We start from the raw sequence: 24,620 nt of genomic DNA on the forward strand, positions 1-24,620 counted from the left end.
CTGGAGTCGCCAATTCATTTTTTCTCTCTAATCCCAATGCGCCAAATCCGGGGAAAACCCCCGGAAGAATTTAGTAATTATTTCGCTTCGCGCTGCATGTCCCGTTTCAACCACACTTTAGCGTAAGTCCAATCTTCCTCGGCGGTTGATAAAGAGATGCTTAAAATCGCGGCGGCTTCAGCCAAAGTGCAGCCAGCAAAATAACGCAGTTTTACCAGTTGGGATTTTCGAAACGATTTGGCTTCTAGTCTTTCCAGACTCTCATTCAAAGCGAGTATGTCAATCGCTTCGACCGGGGCTTTGATCGAAGGTTCGTGTTGCTCAAGTTCCTTCTGTTGAAGTTGGCCGCCTCGCTTCAGGCGACTTTTGCTACGAGCTTTTTCGACGAGAATCCGCCGCATCGCTTCCGCAGCGGCAGCAAAGAAATGACCGCGTCCTTCAAAATGCTGGTCGCCGACCAATCTGAGATAGGCTTCGTGTACTAAAGCCGTGGCTTCCAAGGTCTGCCCGGGCGTTTCCAACGCCATTCTTGCAGCGGCGAGTTTCCGAAGTTCTTCGTAAACCAGGGGTAGCAACTCCGCTGCCGCCTGATTATTTCCACGATGAGCTGCCACCAGTAATTGAGTCAGATCGGACATAAAGGAATAGTCTATCTCCCAGAAATTAGACTGCCATCCATTGCCTATTTTCAACTGTCGGACGTAGTTCAGTAGAAGCTAACACGACTACTAACGCACCGTCAGCCCGCGAGAGACAAATAGGTCGCTCAAAAAATGGACTTCCCCACTAAAAACGGACACCGAGTTAAGCTGATAAGCTAACTTCGGAGGTTCGGATGGAGAAGTTGAAGGTCAAGCGTCGTCGTAAGCGGTATTCTGCCGAGTACAAGAAAGCCGCCGTAGAGTTGGTGACTGTAACAGGTCAGTCTCCCGCAGAAGCGGCCAAGTCGCTGGGTGTTACCTCGCAGACGATAAAGAGGTGGATCGACGAACTCACCAAGCTCGGCGAGAAGGCCTCCCAACGCAAAACTGCGAAGCTGCCTGGGCACAATCACCTGGAAGACCATCGCCGCCTAATGCGATGAACCGTGCAGGGAAGCTGATCGTAGTAGCGAAATCCGGTAATCGATCCCCTGATGCTTCATCAGCGCGTCGATCCATCGTACGGGATCGGGGGCACCATTGATTCGGTCTTCTGGTCGAAGAATCAGATAAAAACCATGACGTGGATTAGCCAAGCGATGCTTCTTGATTAACCGCGTGATCGAGGCCGCAAGCGTTCCGTTTTTCAGGTCGAGCGCCGACTCCACTTCCTCACGGGAGAAGTTGGCACGACCGTGAATCAACCGGCCCTCAACAAATTGTTCGATCCTCCTCATTCCCAAATCACATACGAAAATCGACATTATTACAAGATTTTTGCAGATGAATTGGGAATATCTTGGAATGACAATGCGTTAGCCGACCTGGTCAAAAACCATGTCCAAGGTTTACGCATGGCTATTTTATGGGTAAAATGCCGTTCAAGGTGCTTTGAAGTTGTCCAAAAATTGAGATGAGAAACGTTCTCGATAGACAAGAAAAACTGAAATTTGCAATACGGCGAGTGGAATTCCCTCAAAAATCGAGGATCTATCGCATTCAACTCGAGGTTCATTTTATGCCAAAACGAACAGCCGCATCGATCATTGAGACTCTGGTGGTACTCGCCATTATCAGCGTTCTAGTGGGCTTCCTATTACCTGCAGTGCAATCGGCTCGCACCAAAGCACTGGAAACCGTTTGCAAAAATAATCTGCATCAGCTAGGCCTGGCGATCGCGGACTATGCTGAAACACAAACGAAGTTACCTCCTCCGGGAAATAGTCATCTCGTGGGCGGGTGGTCGATCGAGATTCTTCCGTATATCGAACAAAAGAATCTATTCGAACGAATTCAGCCCGGGGGCACCATTCTGGCTGCCCCGGATTTTCTTCTCAGGCAACCCCGGATTTTCAGCTGCCCCGTAAGAATCGCTCATAATTCCACTAATCCGGGCTCAATGGATCCGTCTTGCTATATTTTCGTGCCGGACGCCAAGCGTAAAAAATTCAGCGTGTTTGATGCTCCGCTTGCGGTGAGTTTGCCCTGGGCGAGTGGACCAGAAATGTCGGAGGGGAGTATTCTTCCGCAGGTGGGTCCCCACAATCGGGGTTACTTTCTTACCGCCGGATTCGACGGAGGCGTGGAATTCCGAGGGACGAATGCTCCATGAATACGCAACAAAATTACGGTTTAGGAAAGCTAGGAATGCAGCAAACCGTCCTGGTTAAAAAACCATGTCCAACTGTTATACGTGGATTTTTATATGTAAAGTCCTGCCCAAGATCGATCGGCGTAGTCCCCAAATTGGAATTCGAATCCCAGTCGACTGATACGATGATTGGATTTTGTAATTCGGCGCTTGGAATCACCTAAAAAATCGAAGCTCTTTCGCATTCAAGTCACTCGGCTATAGCTTTTCAAAAGCTCGCGGAGGCGTTCCTTGCAATTGATCTTTGACAAATCGATCTTGGAATGATCCTCAATTAGCATCTTTACGTTCCATTCTGTTTACCCGACTGTACCCCAGTTTTCCCACCCGGAAAATCTGCCAATCCGGTTAACACTTGGGAGATATTTTGCAGTTCGAACAGTGTCACTCTCGCATGCCGCAATGGACTCGAACTGGAGTGCCCTATCCCGCTTCGATTCTCAAATATGGTCTTAAAAGTACAGCAAAAAAAAGGCTTACATTCTGCTAGCCAAAATTACTCTCGCCGACTAGAGAATTTATCCCGAAGAGTGTCACGTTTGGGGAGCTTTCACTTTTCAGCGAAATAACGACCAAGAACGAGTTAACAGGTTGGTGAATCGTCGCTAGTCCCAATTTCGTTAGTTTTCCTAGAGTAGTTTGAGTTTTCCGCATCTTGTTCGCTTCTCTGGTTCGAAAATAGGAATTCGTGAACCACACTAGAACTACCAGAACCCCCGATTCCGCTTCGCAACCTACATTTTATTTACGGAAACTCTCTTTCTCTCTAGGTACTCCTACCAAAGAGTGAACAAGGAGCAAATGCTTATACGGCTATCGTTAGCGGCTGTATTGTACGTATTTTCTATTACTTTTCATCTGATTATTCTGAGTTACCATGATCGCCTGCCTCAGCAATGCACATTGCTATGGTCGGTATTACGCCGCAGACAATGGTTGGTAAATTCGCGTTGAAAGTGGCTACGTGATTTCTTTGAAGACATTTTGCTAGACCCGATACACCAAATCCGGTAAAGTTGACTCGAACTTAATGGACAGTCGCAGAGTTATCTTCATGAAGCGGGATCCTGGCTTCGAAATTTGTGATTAAAAATAACTTGCAGTCTAGAGCAAATTTCAGAATCTGTGGATGCTCTTAATGGGGGGCTCTGATGGATTGTGACCACCCTACATCAATCGGGAGAATAGATCGCAAGGAATTGGATTACTGAGATAGGGAATTGAGTACTTCCAAGAGCACGAGATTACCATTCTGAAACAAAGTAAACATACCATGCCCCATTGATGTCCTCAAGATAGTGTCGTTTCTTGAGTGCCCGTACAAAATTGAAATCGGTCGACTATACATCTTTGATGTTCAAAATAACGAGAGAGCATTTAACCAACAACAATCTGGTGGAGGTGACTCGCATGGCACGGATTCACAATAAGACTGTTGGCGATAATTGGGAAGTCTACACGGAATCATTCTTGAACGAAGTTGAAGATAAGACCCGCCTAACTTGGGATCGACAATTTTATGAAGAAGTCAACAACAACATACGATACTTAGATTTGGACATCAGTGATCAAACCGGGGAGAGGTTTGCAGTAGTGGAAGTTAAGTCGGGTTCGATCGAAGATCCCACACAGATCCAAGATCATATCCAGCTAGCCATCGATTCTACTTCTCAGATCTATGTACTTGTTACCCCTGATGGTACATGTTCCAACTTTGCTAACGATCAAGCCGTGATGCAAGAACTGCAATCCACTGATGTGCGACAGCTCATCGAGAACGGGACAGTTGTGTTTGACAATCCGTCTGGACAAGTCACAGTCGTCGTTGAGTCTCCAGAGAATTTGCCAGCACTTTTCGAAGGCCTATGTGATGGAAAAACTGCGGAAGAAGTGACTCGCGATATTCGCGAACGAGAAAAATTATGCGAAGCTACCGAAAAAACCGAAGGCGAAGCTGCCGAAAAGGCTGAACGCGAAGCCGCCGAAAAAACCGAACGCGAAGCTGCCGAAAAAACCGAACGCGAAGCTGCCGAAAAAACCGAACGCGAAGCTGCCGAAAAAACCGAACGCGAAGCTGCCGAAAAGGCCGAACGCGAAGCTGCCGAAAAGGCCGAACGCGAAGCTGCCGAAAAAGCTGAACGCGAAGCTGCCGAAAAAGCTGAACGCGAAGCTGCCGAAAAAGCTGAACGCGAAGCTGCCGAAAAAACCGAACGCGAAGCTGCCGAAAAAACCGAACGCGAAGCTGCCGAAAAAACCGAACGCGAAGCTGCCGAAAAGGCCGAACGCGAAGCTGCCGAAAAAGCTGAACGCGAAGCTGCCGAAAAAGCTGAACGCGAAGCTGCCGAAAAAGCTGAACGCGAAGCTGCCGAAAAAGCTGAACGCGAAGCTGCCGAAAAAACCGAACGCGAAGCTGCCGAAAAAGCTGAACGCGAAGCTGCCGAAAAAGCTGAACGCGAAGCTGCCGAAAAAGCTGAACACGAAGCTGCCGAAAAAGCTGAACGCGATCAGACCGCGAGTGAGGAAGGTAGGGATCTAGGGGTTGATTTTAATCTTGAAGAACCTGCTAAAGAATCGATAGGCAGCGAAATGCATGAGGGTGGAATTACTGAAACAGGATTTGGTTCTGATTTTCATGGCTGGTTCGGACATGAAGGAGATCATTGGTGAGAATTTTATGAACTATCATGCATTAACTTCGACGCATTCATAGAATCCTTGTAATCTTGGATAATTCGCAAAGTCGTGTGATCATGCCAGGCCGTATCTAAAAACGTACCGACAAATTACTGTAAATGTTTTATGGAAGAATAAAGAACATTTTTCTTAGTTATTATTAGTGATAACATTGAGGAATTCGCATGGATAGTGTTAGTGAAAGTATTGCCATTTATAAATACATAGGTGATTATTTGAGTCTAGATAAAGAAAAGCAATTGCTATTTCTCAATCACATGACTGACGTCCGAAAGAAGGGTGGTCGCATCTACGGCCCGTCTTATACCAGCATTCTTCAGCTCAACACCACTGATCCCCGTGAATCTCTTGACATCATCGGAACTGCATTACTCAATCTAAAAGGAGGTGCATCATCAGAGTCGTACTGGCAAATCAAACGTAAACTCCATTCCGATCCGGTTAAACCAGGCAACTTCCGCTTTATGGCGTCGTGTCGCTACCTTTGGTTTCCTCACGGAGGATCGCTAGAAATGTCCTTCGGACGCCAAGATTTAATTGTGTCCGCAAGCCAGAATGAAAACGGTACTTCCACATCGTGTGAACTAACAAACCAGGACGAATGGGGATTTACATTTGAGGTGAGTCGAATGGTGGCAGAACAATGTTGGAGATTGCTGCTTCCAGAAATAGTTCAAAGTGGAGCTCTGTCAGAGGTCGTGACTGTTCCGACATGGCCTCAAAAATTTGAACAATATCGAGTTCCGTATCTTTCAGCGCTTCCCGATTCTACAATGGGGCACCAGCACTTCGCCAAACAAGAATACTCTGAAGCTATTGCCTCTTACGATAAAGCCATTGCGATCAACCCTTATGACCCAATAAATTTCGGACACCGCGCTCAATGTCATTTCATAAAGGGACAATTAGATCTCGCCTATATTGATGCTAGCATGTCAATGCAACTTAATCCGACTGATCCATTCAATTACTGGATGAGGAGTCAATGCTTAAGAAATAGCGGTAAACCCGATCTTGCAGTGGAAGATGCGGCAAAAGCAGTTCTGCTAGATCCCGCTAATCCCAATATGTTCATCGGGCGGGGCACCATCTTTCAAGATTTAGGAAAAACAGAGGAAGCCAGAGCTGACTATAGGAAAGCACTTCAACTTGATCCCAGTTCGACTACAGCAACTACTTTGCTGATGAAACTTAACACGTGAACATGGCAGAACGGAATAAAATCGTGGACACATCACCTAGTTCAAGCGTACGACCGATCCTTCTCGCAGTCTCGGAACAAATTCTCGAAGGAAAGATTACAGATGTTCTCAGTGCCTGCCGATTTGAAGGTATAAAAGTCCTCCGAGATTCGCGTTTTGCGACCGCTTACCGCAAATCGAAACGTGGAAACTCTGTTATTGGGTCCTGGGAAAAAGAATCCAGACTTGAACTCAACTGGGAACCCCAGTCGGACTTGGTCAAACTAAATGTTGTGGCGTATGACGCTGCTATTGGAAATCCCAAAATTCTCGATACTGCAACTTGCAAGGAAATAACCGAAGCATTTCTGCGACTGGTTCAGCCTTCAATTTCACCAAGTTCAGAGGTTGTCCTGATGCCGGGGGAAAGCTCTCTTGGCCCGTCACGAGGTCCGATCAGAGATTATTCTCGTTGCGCACGAGAGGAAGAATTGAGTGATCTTTTCCACGGCGACCTACCTTTAGGACGATACGCCTTTGGAAGAACACCACAAGCTTTGCGTCACGGCAAGCCACTTTTCCTTTCTCGTTTTCCGCACACAAACCAGCCGATGATATATAATGGCGTCCTTCTTTGCGCTCCACAAAATTCTGGCAAGACTGAACTATTGCTGACATGGGCAGCGGCTGCAAATCGTGCCGGATACTCTATTTTCATGATTGATGTGAAAGGCAATTTGAGATCCAAGCTGGATAGGTTTAAGAATACATGGCGAGGTGAATTATTCCACTTTTCCGTACGCCCTGGAATTGACTCAGCTCGACTCAATTTTCTAGCTCCACTCGCATACGGCCAACCTTTAGACTCAAAAAGACTGGAAAGTCTTGCTGGAGCAATATTACCTGCTGAAGGATGGGACGGTGAAGGTGGTGAGGCGGAAATGTTCTATCAGAGCCGATTATTGCGACTAACGGCTTTTCTACATATACTCAAGTTCCGACACGATTACTGCTATAAGTACATAGCGAAACGAAATCCAAACGGAAGACCGGGCGATTATTACATACTTTCCGAGGGCACTGCTCCGGCCATCCCTAGTTTGTCAGAATTATATAATTTCGCGACCGATGAAGAACTTGTTTGCTTCTGGATTAAGCGCATAGCGGAAGCAGAGAAATCTCTTGAAAGTCTGGGAAGAGGGAAGCTGCTACCAGAAAAAAGGGTTGAAATGTGGGCTCGCGATATTGCGCCAATCCTTCATCCTGATTACTTACCAGGTATAGGACAACGCCGGGATCCGAAAGTCGGTTATAGAGATCTGACTTATGGCGTGGCACTTGCACTCCACCCATTTTCGGAAGGCGTATTATTGGAGAGAACTTCACCTTCTGGATCCGGTAAATTGTTTGATTTTCAAACGTTAAATCGCAGCAAAAATGAACATCCAGTAAGCTTATTGCTGGAAGTCGGGGAGGATGATCCGAAACAAGCCGCGGCTATAACTTCACTCACTGTACGCGCTCTGGAGCCGATTCTTCATACTCGGATGCATACACCTCCACCAGGTTGCTCCAGTACAGATGACTGGCAACCGCTTCTGTTGCTGTTGGATGAAACTCGACGAATTCGAAGCTTCAATCCAATTGAGTATATTACCTTCGCTCGCGAGCGACGTGCAGCCTGTGTTATGGTTTATCAATCACTGAACTTGATTGGAACCGCTGCTGAAATAGACACTATTTTGTCAAATGTTGGCACGCAAATCTATTTAGGAAAACTCGTCGGTGACACGGCTACAGCCTTCTCCCGGATGCTTCCGAGTGAAGATCGAAAGATCTATGTAACCAATGAATCTGATGGAAGTGTGCAGTCACGCTGGGAACCACGGCCAATTCTCACTGCAGCAGAACTTTACCGACTCCCCTCTGGAAATTGGCCAGCTCTGGTTCACATTCATGATCTACCTTGCCGCAAACCGTTCTTAGTTGATTTGGATCAATCAGTGGTTGATAATCAAGAGAACCAAAGATAGCCTAACGCGGCAGTATAGAAATATTCCAATTCAAAATTTCCTATAATTGAGAGCCATTCGTCCGCCCGAGGTATTTTTTAATTTCCATTTGCTCCTTTCCCTCCTCCATCGGGCAGTAAGCAGGTGCATCATCCCGAATCGAAACGGAGAGTACCATGGGAATCGACGACGAAAAATTAACTTCCGAGCATCGACTTCGACGTATTTCCGAGATACTTGTCAACACCGGTCGAAAAGGGCTCTGTCGCAGAGTTGGTGACGAGCTTTGGTTAGAATGTCTTTAGGAATTCATTCTGACAGGAGTATCCGGTTGGTGAACTCCCTTCTTGTCGGATGAGTTATCCTGATGGTTTTTAACCTTCAGGAGTCGGAGTCATGTCGAAGCGTCGTGTTCGAGATCCCCAGAGGGAAGCATTTTGGAAGAAAACGATTTTGGATCAGCGTTCCAGCAACGAATCCATTCGAGCCTACTGTCAGCGGCATCGAATCAGCGAGGCGGCCTACTATTACTGGCAACGGGAACTCAAGCGTCGGGAGGCCGAAGCATCCCCTGCATTTGTTCCGATCACGGTAGTTCCCACTGCTTCCGATTCAACAAAGCCGTCCCCGACGATGATCGAAGTCCGCTGTCCGTCGGGACACGTTGTGACTGTTCACAGTGTCGAAGAATCGACTTTCCGAGCCCTCTTCGGCGCGTTGTCCGCCCAGGAGGTCTCATGTTGAACTATACTTCGGCGAAGATCCTTCTATGCGTGGCCCCGACCGACATGCGGAAGAGCTTCGACGGTCTGGCGGCCCTGGCCCGCGAGCACCTCAAAAGCGATCCTCTCTCGGGCACCTGGTTCGTCTTTCGCAACAAAAGAGCGGACAAGTTGAAGCTGCTCTACTGGGACAAAGACGGCTACGTCATCTGGCAGAAGCGTTTGGAGGCCGGAACCTTCGAGATGCCCAAGATCCCCGTGGATGCGGCCGGTGTATCGATCTCCTCGAGCGATCTGGCTTTGATTCTCAGCGGCATCGACCTCTCTTCGGTCCGGCGTCGCAAACGCTTTGAACTCGAACGTCAGGCCGGTTGAAAATCTTTTCCGGGAAGCAAGATTATTGTGTGAATCGGTGAAACTTCTAGCCGCGCCGCGCGTATTATCGGTATGGACAATCCATCCATTCTCGCTGATGCGTCGCTGCCCCAGGATCTGGCCACCTGCCACGGCATGATCCGCGAATTACTCGCCGCCCACATTCAGCTTCAAAAGCGTACCGAACAACTCGAACACCGCCTCGACCTCTTGCCCAAACGCGTCTATGGTCCGAAGTCCGATCGCATTCACCCCGATCAACCCAGCCTCTTCGACGAAGCCGATCTGCCGCAGCCGGCTCCGGCTCTCGAACCGCCAAGGACCGAAGAGCCGACGAAGAATCGAAAGAAAGGGCATGGCCGCAAAGCGCTTCCCGGGAATCTGCGTCGCGAGACGACGGAGATCGATATTCCCCAAGCCGAGAAGTGGGCCATCGGCGGGAATTGGGTTCGCATCGGGGAAGAGATCAGCGAGAAGCTCGATTACAAATCTTCCTCGCTTTTCGTGCAGCAACCGATTCGACCCAAATACGTGATCCACTTCAACGACGGCTCCAAAGATCAATTGAAAGTCGCCGAGCTGCCTCCAGACGCCTTCCCGAAATCGAAGACGGCTCCGGGTCTAATCGCCGATGTCATCGTCTCGAAGCTGGTCGATCACCTTCCCTTATATCGACAGGAACAACGCTACGCTCGCCAGGGAGTCGAGATCGCCCGATCTACTCTGTGCGGCTGGCTGGCCGACACCGCCGAAGTGTTGCATCCGTTGTACCAGTTGATGAAAGCCGATCTGATATTGGCTCCGAACCTGCACACCGACGATACCACCGTGCCGGTGCAGGACGATCAACTCGATCGTCGTCGAACCGGAAGGCTTTGGACTTACCTGGACGATCGGATGATTCTTTACGAATCGACTCCCAATCACTACGGGGAGTGGCCCGCCGCCTTCTTGAAAGGATTCCAGGGGTATCTGCAGTGTGATGCGTTCAGCGGTTACAACCAGCTGTTCACTTCCGGAACGATCATCGAAGTCGCCTGTTGGGCTCACACTCGCCGCAAATTCGTGGAGGCCGAGAAAACTGCCGCAGCGTGGGCTCATGAAGCGGTGGCTCGGATCAAACTCCTCTATGCGATTGAAGATCGGGCCAAAGGCTTGACCGCTCCCGCACGCGCCGAGCTGAGGCAAACTGAAGCGAAACTGATCTTGGAGTCCTTCGGCACCTGGCTGGAAAAACTCCAGAAGGAAGTCCTGCCCAAAAGCCCGATCGGAGAAGCGGTCGGCTATGAATTGAATCAGTGGAAGGCACTGAATGTGTATATCACCGATGGTCGATTGAGCATCGACAATAACGTAGCCGAGCGCGCGATTAAACCTTATGCCATCGGACGACGAAACTGGTTATTCTTCGGCTCCGACAACGGCGGACGAACCTTGGCTATTCTCTCGAGCTTCACCGCCACTTGCCTGATACACGAGATCAATCCCTGGGAATATCTCCGCAATGTCTTGATCCGACTGCCGATCACACCGAACGAACAACTTCGCAAACTATTGCCTTATAACTGGGAGAAAATTGACTCTTGAACCGAGAAAGGTAAATCGCTCGGTCAGGGCTGACCACGTCCTCAGACGAACGGATACGATGCAGCGCCTGCAACTGCGGGATGACGCCGGCCCACATCACCAAAAAAGGGAAACGAAATCGCTACGGAATGTCTGAAAGCAATCCTAGGAATGCTCGAAACTAAGGGCAGTCATTTTCGCGGAGTCAGCAGGCAGGAAGTGTTGTGGTTTCTAAAATTCGCACAGCTAACTAGGCAGGAAAAAGAACGTTTTGCTGATAGCGTTTTGAAACTCAAAAATAATTTTAAATCGAACGAATTTCAGACCCCTACTCAAACCATCATAGATTCTGCTCAACTCTGAAGATAGTAATGTGGATAATCTGGAAGCGTAGTTATCATATTTCCGCTTTATAAAACAAATTCGTTGTTACACTCCAAGCAACAAATTGGACAGATCCCTTAGTTCCTGAATCAAATCGGATAGCAGATCCAGATCCCGCCCCTCTCGGCAAGCATCCTCTACCATACACGCCGTTTCCGCTATATCGATCAGCCCGTACATACCGGCGGAGCCCCGAAGCCGGTGAGATGCCTCAGCTATCAAAGATCGATCGTTATTCTCCGCAGCGGCTACTAACTCTGCGACCTTATTGGTTAAAGAGTTAATGTAAGCTTCTTGAAGTCTTTGCAGATCTTCGGGAATTTCTTTCCGAATTTGAACCTGTTGAGCCGGTTTCATCGGGTGTATTACTACTGTAGGAGCTTTGGCGAGTTGGGATTCGTCAGGGACGAGTTTTTTCAAAAGCTGAGCTATCTTCTCCATGTCGAGAGGTTTAGATAGAAAGCCATCACACCCCGATTCCAGGCATTTTTTCTCTGCGCTAGACCTGCTGTGAGCCGTCAAAGCAATAATCGGTTTAAGGTGGCCTCGCTGCCGAAGAGTTCGTGTAGCTGTATAGCCATCCATCTGGGGCATTTGCATGTCCATCAAAATAAAATCAAAGTCTCCTTTCAAAGCCGCTTGGATCGCTTTTTCTCCTGTGTCTACTACTTCTACAAAAAGGCTAGCTTGACGCAAAAAGAAGCAGATAATCTTCTGATTGTCTGGATTATCCTCGGCCAGGAGTACTTTCATCTTTCGGCTGATTTGGGAAACGCCTTTGATTCGCGAATTGGCCGGCGGAGGGAGAGTGTCGCTGAGTGACGAATCCTTATCGATCAAATCTTCCAAGTCTTCTGAGTTCACAGGTAACTGTACTGTAAAATTAGATTCCTTCCCTGGCTCACTCTGACACTGATAGTTCCTCCTACTGCCGTCGCGAACCGTTGACAGATACTCAGTCCTAGACCAGTTCCTCCGAACCGACGAGTAGTCGAAACGTCCGCTTGCATAAAAGGCTGAAAAAGTCGAGAGAGAACCTCTCGGTTCATTCCCGGCCCCTGATCTTTAATGACAAACTGGATATTCTTGGAGGCGACACCCGAACTGACGAGAGCAATATGAAATTGGATCTTGCTACCGGAATCGGAAAATTTAATGGCATTCGCAAGTAGATTATCCAGGATCTGCCTTAGTCGAGTGGGATCGGACGTCAGCATTCTAGGCAAATCGCCCGATTGTATTGCATCGAGCTGGATATTTTTCTCAGAGGCCTTGACCTCCGCTGCGGAAACCGCTTCGCTGACCACTCGCCAAAGTCGAAACGGAATAATCTCTAAAGCCATCTTTCCGGCTTCGAATTTGGTCAGATCCAAAATGTCATTGATTAATGCAAGTAGATGTCTGGCATTCCGGGTTATCGCACGTGTAACTTGAGCTCGTTCACCGGGATTTAAACTCATAAAGGACAGCATATCCGAGTAACCGATGATAGCACCCAGGGGCGTTCGGAATTCATGGCTCATGTTAGCCAGGAATAAATTCACGGCCTGATGCGCGTTTTCTTGGGGCTCAGATCTACAATTCGTTTGATGCTGCGAAACGCCTGCACTCTGCTCACCCATGTAGGACACCACTCGTTTGGTAGCGTTCGCCATAACAATCGGAACCTGAAGAGCTAGCTTGGCGTCGAATTACAGAAATCTTGGACAAGCCAACCCGTTTTTCGGAACTCGATGAATCACAGCTCAGGAAAAGACTTGAAAATCACTCGGACTTGAAAAAGTACTGTGCATTCGGAGGATTGCAAAAATAAACGCTACGGCCAAAGGATATTGTGACTGTTTAGGCTAGCAGAACGGCGATTTCTTACATTGAATTCGCACTCAATTCCTATTTCGAGTGCTGATAAAAGCCGTTTGCATGATGTTTATTTTATCTTCTTCTCCCAATTTTCCGTCTTTGAATTCATTGACAAATGTGAGTTAGCATCCAATCTTTATGATGTAATTCTGCGTCTCCTATAGAACGTAAATGCCGTGATTTTTTACCAAAACTTAAGATTTCATCTGAAAAGTTAGGGATCCCAATTTTTGGGATGGGGTTTCAATCCCCTCCGGAATATGGGATATGCTTGATTTTTGAGGAGGTTTGAATGTTTGGATGGCTTGTTTCTACGTTCACACCATTGCGAGAACCGAGCCCACTCCAAGCAGTCAAATTTGCAATTCGATTTCTCAATTCGAATCCTACAGCTCCCGATTCTGACGTTATTGATCACTTGATAAAGCATGGTTGCGAGGTTCTCTCCTCCACGGAAATCGTTCAGATTGTTCCCATCGCCTTCAGCCGATTCTGTTTCCGTAATTACGGTATTCAGTTTCCGAAAAAGTACGTGTTGATCAACATCAACGGAGCTATCTCAGAACGAAATCTAGCTTCGCAACAAGTTTACGAGGAAGCCTGGCTCCATTGTGCGAGGGAAGCCGATGTCGGAGTAAGTCTCGAAGTACTGAAAACAATTGCATGTAGGAGCCAAGAATTTCAAACGATTGAACGCTCCCTTCAAAACGGAATCCAACCGGCGAAGATACCAGTGCACTCACCGATACTTTTTGAGAGATAAACTTGAAGCGAAGTTACATCTAATGTAATTAGAGTCGATGGCTAGATGAATCTCAAAGTCGCAATAGGATTCGAGGCAATCGCTAAGTTCAGTTTTTATCTCTTCGCCTTGAGCGTATCGACTCCATTCGCTTTCAGGATTGCTCGGATTTCTCAATTATATGGGTCAAAGTAACCGCTGACCTTTACCGAATTTTCATTTCAAAAGAACTTGCCCAGTTTATTGCCTCTCAGTAATCTGTGCGGGTGATTTGTACCGTTCCCATGTCTTTTGTCTGTTTCCTGATCGATTTCATGGTCGCTGCAGTAGTGTCATCGCAGTGCCACAATTGATGAGAAACGAATTTCAATTCTCGTTCTAATAACCATGATCATCAAATTCACGTGAGAGGCTATCTTTAGCCGCAGCTCGGATTACCCAATGTTGACCTAACTTTGGCCGCCAGGGTCGCCGGTGCGAACGGTTTAGCCAGAAACTCCACCTCATCTTCCCGTATTCCATGTCGGACGATAGTATCATCGGTATACCCCGAAAGGTAAAGTACCTTAACGCCTGGCTGTAAATTCCCGATCTGCGCGGCAACTTCTCGCCCCCCCATGCGGGGCATTACTACATCAGTAATCAATAATTGAATTCTACCAACATGCTCCTTGGCGAGTTGGATCGCTTCAGAGCCATCTCGTGCGGACAGAACCATGTAGCCGCACCCTCGAAGAACGTGACAGATCAGGGAACGTACCATATCTTCATCTTCGACAAGCAGAATAAGTTCGCTTCCTTTTGCCAATCGGGGTAGAACTATTTGGGACTTCGGACCTTCTGTATCCATTGTGAATCGCGGCAGATAGATTCTAAAGGTGGTCCCGACATCGATCTCACTATTGACTGTAATATGACCTTCCGATTGACGGATTATCCCGTGCACAGTTGCCAAACCCAATCCGGTTCCGTTCTCACCTTTAGTAGTGAAAAAAGGCTCAAATATCTGATCGACTGTATCCCGACTCATGCCGCATCCCGAATCACTAACCGCCAGGAGGACGTGAGGTCCAGGCTGAGATTCAGGTTGCTGCGAACAATACGATTCATCTAAATCGACATTTTCGACTTCTATCGTCAGATTACCTCCCCGCGGCATGGCATCCCGGGCATTAACCACCAAATTCATTAAGACCTGTTGGATTTGCGTTGGATCTGCCTTTACCTTTCCTATCGGGGGATGTGCTCGATAATGGAGTTCAATGTCTTCACCCAGTACCCGTCGCAACATGCGTTCTAGATCCGCGATAACAACATTCAAGTCGAGCACCTTGGGCGCGATCATCGCTTTCCGACTGAAGGCCAATAATTGTTGGGTCAGTCCTGCCGCACGTTTACCTGCTTGGATGATTTCTTGAATCATTCCGAACGTCGGATCTTGGCTATGCAATCCCCCGAGCGCTAACTCTCCATAACCATTGATTATCGTCAGCAAATTATTGAAATCATGGGCGACTCCTCCAGCCAGTCTTCCCACCGCCTCCATTTTTTGTTTCTGACGTACCTGATCCTCCAGAAGCTTGCGTTCGTCCACATCCGACCAAGAACCTATTGCTTCTTGTGTCAGGCCGTCGGCATTATAACTGAGTCGAATTTCTCCTCGAATCCATTTGTATTTACCAACGGAGTTTTTGAACCGAAATTCTTGGGTGAGCTGCCCCAACTCGAATAAATTTTTATGGATATCGGAAGCGAGTCGATCTTGCTCATCTGGGTGAAGATTTTCGATCCACCAGTTGGGTTGATAAGCTTCTTGGGAGGAATACCCAAGTAATTTACTAATGTTCTCACTGACCCAGGTGATTTCCCGAATTTCCTGGTTCTCGATCCGTTGGGTAAACAGCACGGCGGGACTTGAGGCTAACACATGTTGTAAGCGATATTCTGAGGCTTCTAGGGCGACCTTAACTCGCTTCTGTTCGATTCCCAGCGCTATCTGCTCGGTGATTGTCGAAAGCGAGCATAGAATTGCTTCAGCGATCTTCTGTTGAGAATAAATGGCTAACACACCTAAAAGCCGTTGACCCGATAAAAGTGGATAGCCTGCATAACCAAAAAATCCTTGGTCTTGAACCCAGCGACTAGACGTATCTGCTCTGGCATCGGTCAAACTGTCAATATAAATTGGCATTTGTTGCCGCGCGACGATACCTATAGGATCCCTGCCTATCGTAACTTTTCCTTTGCTGCAACCCCTATTAGAAAGACCTCCTGATTCAGCACGTAATTCCAATGTTTCCTGATCTTCATTCAGCATCCAAATGCCGATCGCAGTTTCTTTCAATTGACGAGATATTGCCTCACAGCAACCTTGAAGGATCGCTTGCTGTGACTTGCCATGAGTGACGGCCATTCCCACATCAGCGACCAGCGAAGCCTCCCGAGAGCGATCCGATTTGACTTGTTCTTCCCGCTTACGATCCGAGACATCACGGAAGTACCAGACTCGACCCAAGAGTTCTTCGTCGAGGCTCCGAATCGGCCCGCTATATCTATCTAGGGTTCTCCCATCCAGCAGTTCGATCTCGTCATGGCTAGTCGTTTCCGAATGCGCATAAATCTCAGCCACTCGGGCGGTGAATCGCTCGGGATCTCTGGCTCGTGTTTTCGCCAAGAGGAGCAATGCCTGGTCGATTCCGGTCGTAGCGACCTCAAGCGGTATGTTCCATAAATCGACGAATCGGCGATTATAGGACAGCACACGTCCACTTTCATTCACAACGAGAATTCCATCTGGCGACGACTCCGTTTGCGATTGAAGTAGAGCATGCTGGAATCGCAGAATGGCCTCATCACGTTTACGTTCGGTGACATCAATGAGAAAACCTTGCCATAAGACACTTCCACCATGCTCAAAAACCGGTGTCGCTCTGCCCTCCAGCCAGACCGGATTAGCTTGACAGGTAATTTGGAATGTTTGCCGCCACGGAGAGGAACAGCTGGCCGATTGTGCAAAAGAGATTTGGACAGATTCTTGTTCTTCAGGGTGAATGGAAGCGAAAAAGGCGGATGCATCCTTCTCAAGACGCTCAGCGTCCAAGCCAAAAATCGCCTCAACCGCCTTGCTGAGGTACGGAAAGGTCATCCTTCCATCGGAATGGCGTCGCAGAGCAAATATTATACCAGGCGCATTCATTGATATTTGAGCGAATCGATCCCGTTCTTCTTGGAGAAGTGCCTCCGATTCCCTTCGCTCTGTAATATCTTCCCAAGTTCCAAGCAATCCAATGACACGTCCTTCCGCATCATGCATGGGCACCTTATTGGTGTCGAGCCAGATTGTGCGGCCATCTGCCAAGGTCATGGTTTCGACAACATGGAAGCGAGGACAATTCGCTTCCATGACTTGCCGATCCAGCTGAATGAAAAATTGAGCCTGTTCCGTAGAAATTGAAGGCAAGTCGGTATCCGACCGTCCAACGAGTGAATCGGATCTATCAAATCCCAACGATTTAGCGACTACCTGATTGCAACCCAGATACCGGGAATTCCGATCTTTCCAAAAAACACCTTGTGGAATGTTGTCGAGTACTAATCGTAACATTTCGCGAGATCGTTGATTGGTCTGCTCTGCGACTTTTCGAGCAGTGATGTTCGTATGGGAGATCACAACCCCGCGATTCGTGTGGTCTAGTGGAGTAACACTGAGTGTAAACCACCGCTGCTCCATCGGTGAGTGACAAGGGTACTCCAGCTCAAAGCGATCTATTCGACTTTGCAGAACATCTCGTATACCTCGAAAGACCTTTTCACCGTCGGAACATCCTAAAGAAGCACTTTTTTCACAGATCGCTAAATAATTCGATCCTATACCTGTTCGAGAAATGAGCTTGTCGGATCCCGAATTAACCCGGGTAAAATTCTGCCAGGCTTGGTTGACTGCAACAATTTCACCTCGAGAATCCAAAACGGCGATATTCGATGAAATGGAATCCAGGACGCCGCGCACAAAAATCTCTCGCTCTAGAATCAGATTTTTCGCAGTGATGCGGTCGGTGATATCAACCGTCGTGCCGATCAAACGGGAAAAAATTCCATCTTCTCGAAATTGCAATTTGCCACGATTGCTAACCCAACGAATCTTGCCTCCGGGTCGAACTACCCGGTACTCAATCTCGATCAAATCTTTTTTTTCTGAAATTACAGTCTCAAGTGAACTTCGGACACGATCCCGATCTCGCGGATCGACCATTTCAAACCAGTGCTCGTGCTCCCCCCGAAAGGTTCCTGGGGCAAGACCGTAGATGATTTCTTGCTGAGCTGACCAAACACTCTTGTTCGTGAGTACATCCCAGTCGAAAATCCCAATCTGACCCGCTTCCTGGGCTAAACGAAGTCGTTCTTCACTGGTTCGGAGAGCCAAATCAGATTTCTTGCGCTGTGAAATCTCTTCGCAAAAGATAATAATGCCACCGATTTCAATATCAGAAATAAACCAGGGTCTGACTTCCCATCGAATCCAGTGGCGAGTTCCGTCACTTCGCTCGAAACAATCTTCTTCACAACTTTCCGTCGCCCCTGCCAGACATCTTTGATAAATTGATTTCCAACGCTCCGGTATGTCCGGAAAGACATCATAATGGCATAAACCGGTCAGATCACGATTTTCCAAATGAAAATCTTTGAGCCATCTCCGGCTCACATGGAGGTACCGCATCTCGCGGTCAAACATCGCAATCGGCGCCGATACATGTTCGACAAACAACCGTAATCGCTTCTCACTGTCTTTTAACGCCGCTTCCGCCCGTTTGGTTTCTGAAACGTCGGTTATCATCACTAAACGAGCTGGTCGATCCCTATATCGAATCGCATGAGAAGAAATTTCCACATCCCGCAACGATCCATTTTTTAAACGATGCCTCCAGACTCGACCAGGTTGCAGTTCTGGAAGCGGATTATCGAGCAATTCTTTAACTTTAAGAATATCCGCTTCAGGACGAATTTCGGCGATTGTCATCGACAAGAATTCTGATCGCGAATAGCCGTATCTAGTTATCGCGGCTTGATTCACATCGAAAAATCGAAGAGTCTCTGTGCTAAAAACCCACATGCTTTGAGGATTTGATTCAAATAACTGGCGATAGTCTTCCTCGCTTTGTCTAAGCGCTTCCTCTGCCGCGTTCCGCACCAATATTTCTTCTGTGAGTTTTTCCGCAGTGTTCGACAATTCGAATCGAATACATCGATCCTGATAAACTTGCGAAAAATTAGAAGTGAACATTTGAACTAATTGAATTTCGGGGGTCGTTAAGGACCGTGTCTGCAAGGGATCCAGCAAATAAAGTTTTCCTATAATCGTGGACGACGAGGCAATCGGCAAAGTCATTTGGACGAAGATTTCTGATCGGGCGACTGAAGTTTGAGAGTTTAAGCTGGCTCGCCGTTGCTCCCGACGATCGGCGGTTTCAAATTCTTGGATGAGAGTTTGAAATTCCGTACTTAAATCTGACCACGCTTCTGGTAGTGGATTCAACGCCTCTTCCAGACCACTCGAGTAGACTTTGGTATCTGCGCTTGTTTCGCTACTTAATGTGGCCAAAACATACCGAACCCCGACCAGTTGCCTGATACCTTGGCAAAAAATACGGACTGATTTTTTCAGATCCGGTTCAGCGCCGAGGGTTAGCCCCAGTTCCACCAATTTGCCAAGTCGTTCATTGGTCCGCTGAAGTTCTTCTTGTTTTGAGGGGACTTTTTCGGCAAAAAATCGATGCTGTTCGTCAATTAGGTCGGGGTTAAGTGAATCGATTGCAATTAGTGGTTGAGAGAGCGTAGCCTGAACGGTGCTGAGAACCAGTTCTGGCGTACAGGGCTTAATCAGCATCCCTTGAACATCACACCTTAGAAGAAGTCTTTGAGCTTCGCTGTGATCATAGAATGCCGTGTAAAACAGAACTCTCATTCCCGAAAGTGCCGGATCCGCCCGGATCTTACGAACGAATTCAAACCCATCCATGGTCGGCATTAAGAGGTCAACGATTACCAAGTCAGGGCAGATTTGGTGAGAGAGTATTAACCCTTTGGCACCATCGGTGGCTTCGCTGAGGCTATGGCCTTCGTAGCCCAGTAAGGTCACCAGAAAATCGCGATTTGTCTGCTTATCGTCAATTACCAAAATTTTTGCCATCGTCGCTCCACATACTCAATTTTTTGGCGATGGTTCAACTAATTTAGCTTTATTCACACTTTTTGAACGGTAATAATCGTCAGGAAATTCCTGATGATTAGTTCCAGAGAACTGGAGCTTCTTGGAAGGAACCGGACTTAAGGAAGATGTGATCGCCCTGCAGGGACCTGACCGCAAGCGATTTCGCAATTAGAGGTTTACCACTAGCATATATCCATTTCTATGCGGAGGCCTCGGTGTCGAAAGTACTCTTGGCAGGAAAGACTCTATTTATCAGCGAGAAGCTAGCGGTATCACGCTGTTTGAGTCTACTGTCGTGCTGCTCGATTGTGGGCGCTCAATCAACCACAATGATCGCTTAACCCCAGGATTTGTGTTCCACTTTCATAAGTCACTTTTGACTTGACTGCACGGTAGGACGCCGGAAAGCTATTCATTCGGCGTGAAAGCAGGCGAATATAGACATTGCGAAGATTTTCCCTGTGAATGATTCTGTAATAGAGAGAATGGTTGTGCAGGTGGAGATAATCTCTGCTACTGGTTTTATCTTGTCAACCCGTCTGTCCTCCGGTTTTCCCACCCGGAAACTCTGCCAATCCGGTTAACACTTGGGAAAGATTTTGCAGTTCGAACAGTGTCACTCTCGCACAACGCATTGGACGCGAACTGGAGTGCCCTACTCTACCTCGATTCACTATAATCGCCGTAAGCTATTGTAAAATATAGGCTTAAATCCTGGCACTCGAAAATACTCTCACCAGCTTAAGAGTATTTATTCCGAGGAGTGTCTCGTTTGGGGAGCTTTTCACTTTTCAGCGGAAAATTGTCGAAGCACGAGCTAACTTAACCGCCTATTGTCTAGACCCCCAAATAAGCGATTTTTCCAAGTGGTTTTTGAGATTTTCACACTTTATTCAGTTCTGTCGTTCGAAAACAGAATTTCGGGGACCAGGCAAGAAACGTCGGTTTCGTTTCGTACTCTCCAATTTTTTGCGGAAACTCTCAACTTCTCTCAATTAACTTACCGAAGAGTTATCGCTCGCGGATCAACTGTTTAGCTGAGGAAGTGAAGAAGACGTAAGTAGTTGCGGTAATTCGTTGCTAAAATGTATTCACCGAGGGATATTGTTCCGGTTCGGTTAATCACGAGTTAGCCCTCAAGCAACATGACGCTGGAAGCGCTTGCCCCTGAAGAACGAGAAGTGGTCCGAAGAACGATGGAGGCCCACGATTCAGTATTTCGACTACGATTTCTAGACACGACTAGGTATCTCGCCAGACGCCATGCGGGAGTTGTTGTGTGCCTGCCCCGCCGTGGATAACGTTTACGTGAGTTCAGTGTATAACGCGCCTGCCCGATCGCAGAATCACAAACAAAGGCATCGAGACGGACTGCCACAAGGAGAACAAGGTGCCGCGGGAATTGCGTGATCAGCTCAGACGAGAAATCAATTCTTAGACTGCGATCAGTAGAGATGCGGTCATCTTAGATCGACGAAAGTGATTGAATGATCGTGATCGGCATCGAATCCAGTGACTAGTCTTCGGTCCTTGCCACGATGGCGACCATCCAGTACGCCTTCGAGAAATCCGATCTAGGTTCACTTCGGATCAATCGTGTGGCCGACACGCCTCGCCCGAAAAACTGCCACTACGATGATTGCCCCTCCGACCCCGATGAGCCAAATAAAAAGAGAGGAGTTCGATTTCGAAGTCATCGGCTTGGTTTGCGCCGATTTTTCCGTGGGAGAGGAACCACTCGAATCACCCGTGTTGAACGACAGCGGGGCGTATATTGGGGTATCGGTTTTCGGTGGCGTGTTTGTGCTCTGGGGAGTTTCTTTGGCGTTGAGAGGGCGGCCATCGACATAAACCCCGTCTTTCTCGACGGTAACGTTTGGATATTTCTCATTGAATTGAAATTCAAGCCCCCGACCGTTGGTCGGCTCCTGTTTCGGCTTAGGTTTGAGGTCAACTGTCGGTTGCGGTTTGGGTCCGACAGGCCACACTCGCACGTAGCGATCGTTGCTACCTATCGCCAGTCGTTTTCAGTCCTGGCTGAACGCTATGCTATTGATGCTGGGTGGCTCAACTCCCGTGAAGGCAGCATTCCCATTCGGAGACACGCCCCAACTGAAGCCGGTTTCAACTTCCCAGAGGCGGATCGTGCTCGATCCCACGACACTAGCCAACGTCCGGCTGTCCGGACTGAAGGCGAAGTTTGTTATCAGCCCTTTCTCAGTCCGGAATATTACCTTCTCTGCTCCCGAGGCCGCATCGATCAGCCAGACAATCGGATCGCTCGCCCCGACTGCTAAAATCTTCCTGTCTGGGCTAGCCACAATGTGGCGAAACCCACCGTTGGGAGCCTTCCAAATCTGTTTTGCACTTCCCTTAGAGCGGTCCCAAATTGTGATGGAGCCGTCGTTGTTCACCGACGTCACTGTTGTATCATCGGGGCCGAAGACAACACTCTGGGGTAGAATTTTGGGATCGCCCAGGGATGGCAGCTCCTTGCCGCTTGCGACATCCCAAAAGTGAATTCGGCACGGCCTATCGAGCGGCAAACGGTAATTTCCGATCGTGGCCAACGTCTTACCGTCCGCGCTGAACGCCACCGACTGAACATCGCCATCATGATTCTTCAGTATGACACGCTCGGTTCGACCTGGCAAATCCCAGAGAAGCGCCGACCGGTCGTCCACTCCGAAGGCTAAGGTCTTCCCGTCTGGTGAGAAGGCTAAAGTCAGGGGAAATTCATCACTTTGAAGAATGGCGAGTTTTTCTCCCTATTTCGCATCCCAGATGCGAACAGTCTGCTCCCAGCTGGCTGAGGCGATCATCTTTCCGTCCGGAGAGAAGGAGACAGATCTCACTTCTGCCGTATGCCCCTTGAGCACAAGCGATTGGAGGGGCTGCTGAGCGGCTGCAGTCGAAGCAATCATCCCGAGGCACAGGGCCGAGGTGACGGTCACCACAGATCTCGCGATCTGAAAAAGGTATTTCATTTGACTACCCCTCAACATCGAAAGGAAAACACAACTGCAAAGAATCAGACCATTCCTCATCTTCCAGAAAATTACTCACGATGAGGCTGATGAACTATTCGGAATCTATTGATGAACTATCAATAGTCGAAAGTGCGAAGACCACCAAAAGATTACCCAACGCACTATGCTATCAAATTGAGGGTTTATCGCGTATGGAGCATTTGTGACTGATTCGACAAAGGCAAACTCCTCCCGCAGCTCTGTAATTATCCAAATGATCGATCGGAGCGCAGGGATCCTGAGTAATATGAGTGATCGAGCGATTCTCTTCGACGAATTGTGGGTAAAGTTTATCTGTAAGCGGCGCAGGCAGATCGCGTTTAAATTTGGGGGAAATTGAGGAATTCTTGAAGCATGAGTTCTCGCCGTTGATCACTGGCACAGGCGGCCAAGCGTTTCTTGTTTAGAGATTCTTTGCCGCTGGCATTAACTAATATACTTAGAGCCAATCGTTTCAGACGCGTGAAATTCTGAGGTCCATCGCCCTCTCGAACTCGGCTGTCGTCATCGCCAAACTTCAAATCCAAATGCCAATGCAAACCGTTTTCTACACCCCAGTGATTGCGAACGGCCTGGGCGAAGACTTCCGCGGTCGCTTTCCGGCGGCAGATGTAATATCGAATTTCACTCGTGCTCCGACCTTTATCGCGGCGATCGGTTACTACAACCCCCATGCTCTTGAGTCCCTGCCAAACCTTCCGGGACGACAGGAATTTCAGATCCGAAAATACCCGGCAACCCCGGTACTCTTCCCGACCTTGATTCTTCTCGGTCGATTCGCAGAACGTCGTCGCCACCTCCGTAAAACCCGACTCCAGATGCTTCTGAAAATGGGGCGATATTTCCGCATGCAAGCTCGGCTGATTTTCTTTCACCGCCAAAAGGTAATCCGCTTTCCGCCGACGGATAGCCCGCGCGATTTCCTTCGGGCAGCCCATCGCGTCAATGGTCCCGATTGAACCGGCGATATTCAGTGTTTTCAACAATTCCGGAATGGCCGTGATCTCGTTCGATTTGGCATCAACCGCCCGCTGTCCCATCGTCACGCTATTCGCCGTGGCAAAGGCGCTCACCGCATGCAAAGCCCGCCGCTGCGCACTCCCTGACGAACGCATCGTTTTGCCATCGATCGCCACATGCTTTAGAGGAGTCGTCAAACAGATCTCAGCCATCCAGGCACCGAAGCAGGCTTCGAAAGCCTCGGCATCCAAATAGCGGAACACGGCACTAAAAGTATCGTGGCTAGGAATGCCGTTGGGCAACTCTAGGTATTTGCGAAACCAATCGATCTTCGCTTCACAGAAAACTTCGACGGCCACCCAATCGTCGGCACCGCTAACCGGGGCGCAGATCGCCAGGAAAACAATGTCCAATAATTTGTGCCGTTGGCAACGTTGCATCCGATGATCGGTCAGATCGGCAAAGTGGGTGAGTAAACCGTCCAGGGGCGTTTGAGGCTTCGAAGGACTGGGAAGGATTCGAATCGGCATTGATGGTTTCCAAACTTATCTACAAAGCAAACTGCCGATTCTCTCCTAAACTCTAATCGAGCGCA

The 24,620-nt window shown here is 48.3% G+C and carries 17 protein-coding genes; 8 read left to right on the plus strand and 9 right to left on the minus strand.

Features of this window, described 5'->3' with window-relative positions; translation table 11 throughout:
* Positions 1-77: 77 nt before the first annotated feature.
* The gene (locus KIH39_RS08380) at positions 78-638 is read right to left on the minus strand and encodes an ECF-type sigma factor (protein ID WP_213498884.1); all 561 of its coding nucleotides are present in this window, start codon (positions 636-638) and stop codon (positions 78-80) included.
* Positions 639-835: 197 nt separating this feature from the next.
* Between KIH39_RS08380 and KIH39_RS08385 the strand changes: the two genes are divergently transcribed.
* Positions 836-1,084 carry a transposase gene (locus KIH39_RS08385; RefSeq protein WP_213498885.1) on the plus strand — a complete coding sequence of 83 codons (249 nt, stop codon included), beginning with the start codon at positions 836-838 and terminating at the stop codon, positions 1,082-1,084.
* On the opposite strand, the gene KIH39_RS08390 is transcribed toward KIH39_RS08385, so the two are convergent.
* Positions 1,073-1,378 (minus strand): hypothetical protein, encoded by a 306-nt coding sequence (locus tag KIH39_RS08390; protein ID WP_213498886.1) that lies wholly within the window; start codon positions 1,376-1,378, stop codon positions 1,073-1,075. The genes KIH39_RS08385 and KIH39_RS08390 overlap by 12 nt on opposite strands.
* A 281-nt stretch (positions 1,379-1,659) precedes the next feature.
* On the opposite strand from KIH39_RS08390, the gene KIH39_RS08395 reads away from it, so the two are divergent.
* The 7 genes from KIH39_RS08395 (at position 1,660) to tnpC (ending at position 10,863) form a co-directional block, all read left to right on the plus strand.
* Positions 1,660-2,253: a type II secretion system protein gene (locus KIH39_RS08395; protein ID WP_213498887.1), complete on the plus strand. Its 594-nt coding sequence runs from the start codon at positions 1,660-1,662 to the stop codon at positions 2,251-2,253.
* Between the two features lie 1,347 nt (positions 2,254-3,600).
* The gene (locus KIH39_RS08400) at positions 3,601-4,959 is read left to right on the plus strand and encodes a hypothetical protein (RefSeq protein ID WP_213498888.1); all 1,359 of its coding nucleotides are present in this window, start codon (positions 3,601-3,603) and stop codon (positions 4,957-4,959) included.
* Positions 4,960-5,150: 191 nt separating this feature from the next.
* Positions 5,151-6,188: a tetratricopeptide repeat protein gene (locus KIH39_RS08405; RefSeq protein ID WP_213498889.1), complete on the plus strand. Its 1,038-nt coding sequence runs from the start codon at positions 5,151-5,153 to the stop codon at positions 6,186-6,188.
* Between the two features lie 23 nt (positions 6,189-6,211).
* Entirely contained in the window at positions 6,212-8,200 is a 1,989-nt protein-coding gene (locus KIH39_RS08410; protein ID WP_213498890.1) for a type IV secretory system conjugative DNA transfer family protein, read from the plus strand.
* Positions 8,201-8,575: 375 nt separating this feature from the next.
* Positions 8,576-8,923, plus strand: a complete 348-nt coding sequence (tnpA, locus tag KIH39_RS08415; RefSeq protein ID WP_213498891.1) for an IS66 family insertion sequence element accessory protein TnpA — start codon at positions 8,576-8,578, stop codon at positions 8,921-8,923.
* Positions 8,917-9,276 (plus strand): IS66 family insertion sequence element accessory protein TnpB, encoded by a 360-nt coding sequence (tnpB, locus tag KIH39_RS08420; protein ID WP_213498892.1) that lies wholly within the window; start codon positions 8,917-8,919, stop codon positions 9,274-9,276. The genes tnpA and tnpB overlap by 7 nt, the downstream gene beginning before the upstream one ends.
* A gap of 72 nt (positions 9,277-9,348) precedes the next feature.
* Positions 9,349-10,863: an IS66 family transposase gene (gene tnpC / locus KIH39_RS08425; protein WP_213498893.1), complete on the plus strand. Its 1,515-nt coding sequence runs from the start codon at positions 9,349-9,351 to the stop codon at positions 10,861-10,863.
* A 408-nt stretch (positions 10,864-11,271) separates the two neighbouring features.
* On the opposite strand, the gene KIH39_RS08430 is transcribed toward tnpC, so the two are convergent.
* The 7 genes from KIH39_RS08430 to KIH39_RS08460 form a co-directional block, all read right to left on the minus strand.
* On the minus strand, positions 11,272-11,979 hold the full coding sequence (locus tag KIH39_RS08430) for a response regulator (RefSeq protein ID WP_213498894.1): 708 nt from the start codon (positions 11,977-11,979) through the stop codon (positions 11,272-11,274).
* 107 nt (positions 11,980-12,086) lie between these two features.
* Entirely contained in the window at positions 12,087-12,881 is a 795-nt protein-coding gene (locus tag KIH39_RS08435; protein ID WP_315852415.1) for a sensor histidine kinase, read from the minus strand.
* Positions 12,882-14,246: 1,365 nt separating this feature from the next.
* The gene (locus KIH39_RS08440) at positions 14,247-20,015 is read right to left on the minus strand and encodes a PAS domain S-box protein (RefSeq protein WP_213498896.1); all 5,769 of its coding nucleotides are present in this window, start codon (positions 20,013-20,015) and stop codon (positions 14,247-14,249) included.
* A gap of 1,601 nt (positions 20,016-21,616) precedes the next feature.
* Positions 21,617-22,030: a hypothetical protein gene (locus KIH39_RS08445; protein WP_213498897.1), complete on the minus strand. Its 414-nt coding sequence runs from the start codon at positions 22,028-22,030 to the stop codon at positions 21,617-21,619.
* A 33-nt stretch (positions 22,031-22,063) separates the two neighbouring features.
* Entirely contained in the window at positions 22,064-22,789 is a 726-nt protein-coding gene (locus KIH39_RS08450) for a WD40 repeat domain-containing protein (RefSeq protein ID WP_390623700.1), read from the minus strand.
* Between the two features lie 15 nt (positions 22,790-22,804).
* Positions 22,805-23,023: a WD40 repeat domain-containing protein gene (locus KIH39_RS08455; protein ID WP_213498899.1), complete on the minus strand. Its 219-nt coding sequence runs from the start codon at positions 23,021-23,023 to the stop codon at positions 22,805-22,807.
* Positions 23,024-23,385: 362 nt separating this feature from the next.
* A complete protein-coding gene (locus tag KIH39_RS08460; RefSeq protein WP_213498900.1) occupies positions 23,386-24,555 on the minus strand; it encodes an ISAs1 family transposase in 1,170 nt (389 codons plus the stop codon).
* Positions 24,556-24,620 lie beyond the last annotated feature (65 nt).

The organism is Telmatocola sphagniphila (assembly GCF_018398935.1).
Taxonomy (GTDB): Bacteria; Planctomycetota; Planctomycetia; order Gemmatales; family Gemmataceae; genus Telmatocola; species Telmatocola sphagniphila.

Bases quoted from the DNA above. Each gene is read 5' to 3' on its own strand.
- KIH39_RS08430 (WP_213498894.1), bottom strand. From the start codon at position 11,979: ATGAAAGTACTCCTGGCCGAGGATAATCCAGACAATCAGAAGATTATC.
- tnpC (WP_213498893.1), top strand. From the start codon at position 9,349: ATGGACAATCCATCCATTCTCGCTGATGCGTCGCTGCCCCAGGATCTG.
- KIH39_RS08460 (WP_213498900.1), bottom strand. From the start codon at position 24,555: ATGCCGATTCGAATCCTTCCCAGTCCTTCGAAGCCTCAAACGCCCCTG.
- KIH39_RS08385 (WP_213498885.1), top strand. From the start codon at position 836: ATGGAGAAGTTGAAGGTCAAGCGTCGTCGTAAGCGGTATTCTGCCGAG.
- tnpA (WP_213498891.1), top strand. From the start codon at position 8,576: ATGTCGAAGCGTCGTGTTCGAGATCCCCAGAGGGAAGCATTTTGGAAG.
- KIH39_RS08405 (WP_213498889.1), top strand. From the start codon at position 5,151: ATGGATAGTGTTAGTGAAAGTATTGCCATTTATAAATACATAGGTGAT.
- KIH39_RS08395 (WP_213498887.1), top strand. From the start codon at position 1,660: ATGCCAAAACGAACAGCCGCATCGATCATTGAGACTCTGGTGGTACTC.
- KIH39_RS08435 (WP_315852415.1), bottom strand. From the start codon at position 12,881: ATGGCGAACGCTACCAAACGAGTGGTGTCCTACATGGGTGAGCAGAGT.
- KIH39_RS08390 (WP_213498886.1), bottom strand. From the start codon at position 1,378: ATGAGGAGGATCGAACAATTTGTTGAGGGCCGGTTGATTCACGGTCGT.
- KIH39_RS08455 (WP_213498899.1), bottom strand. From the start codon at position 23,023: ATGAAATACCTTTTTCAGATCGCGAGATCTGTGGTGACCGTCACCTCG.
- tnpB (WP_213498892.1), top strand. From the start codon at position 8,917: ATGTTGAACTATACTTCGGCGAAGATCCTTCTATGCGTGGCCCCGACC.
- KIH39_RS08440 (WP_213498896.1), bottom strand. From the start codon at position 20,015: ATGGCAAAAATTTTGGTAATTGACGATAAGCAGACAAATCGCGATTTT.
- KIH39_RS08380 (WP_213498884.1), bottom strand. From the start codon at position 638: ATGTCCGATCTGACTCAATTACTGGTGGCAGCTCATCGTGGAAATAAT.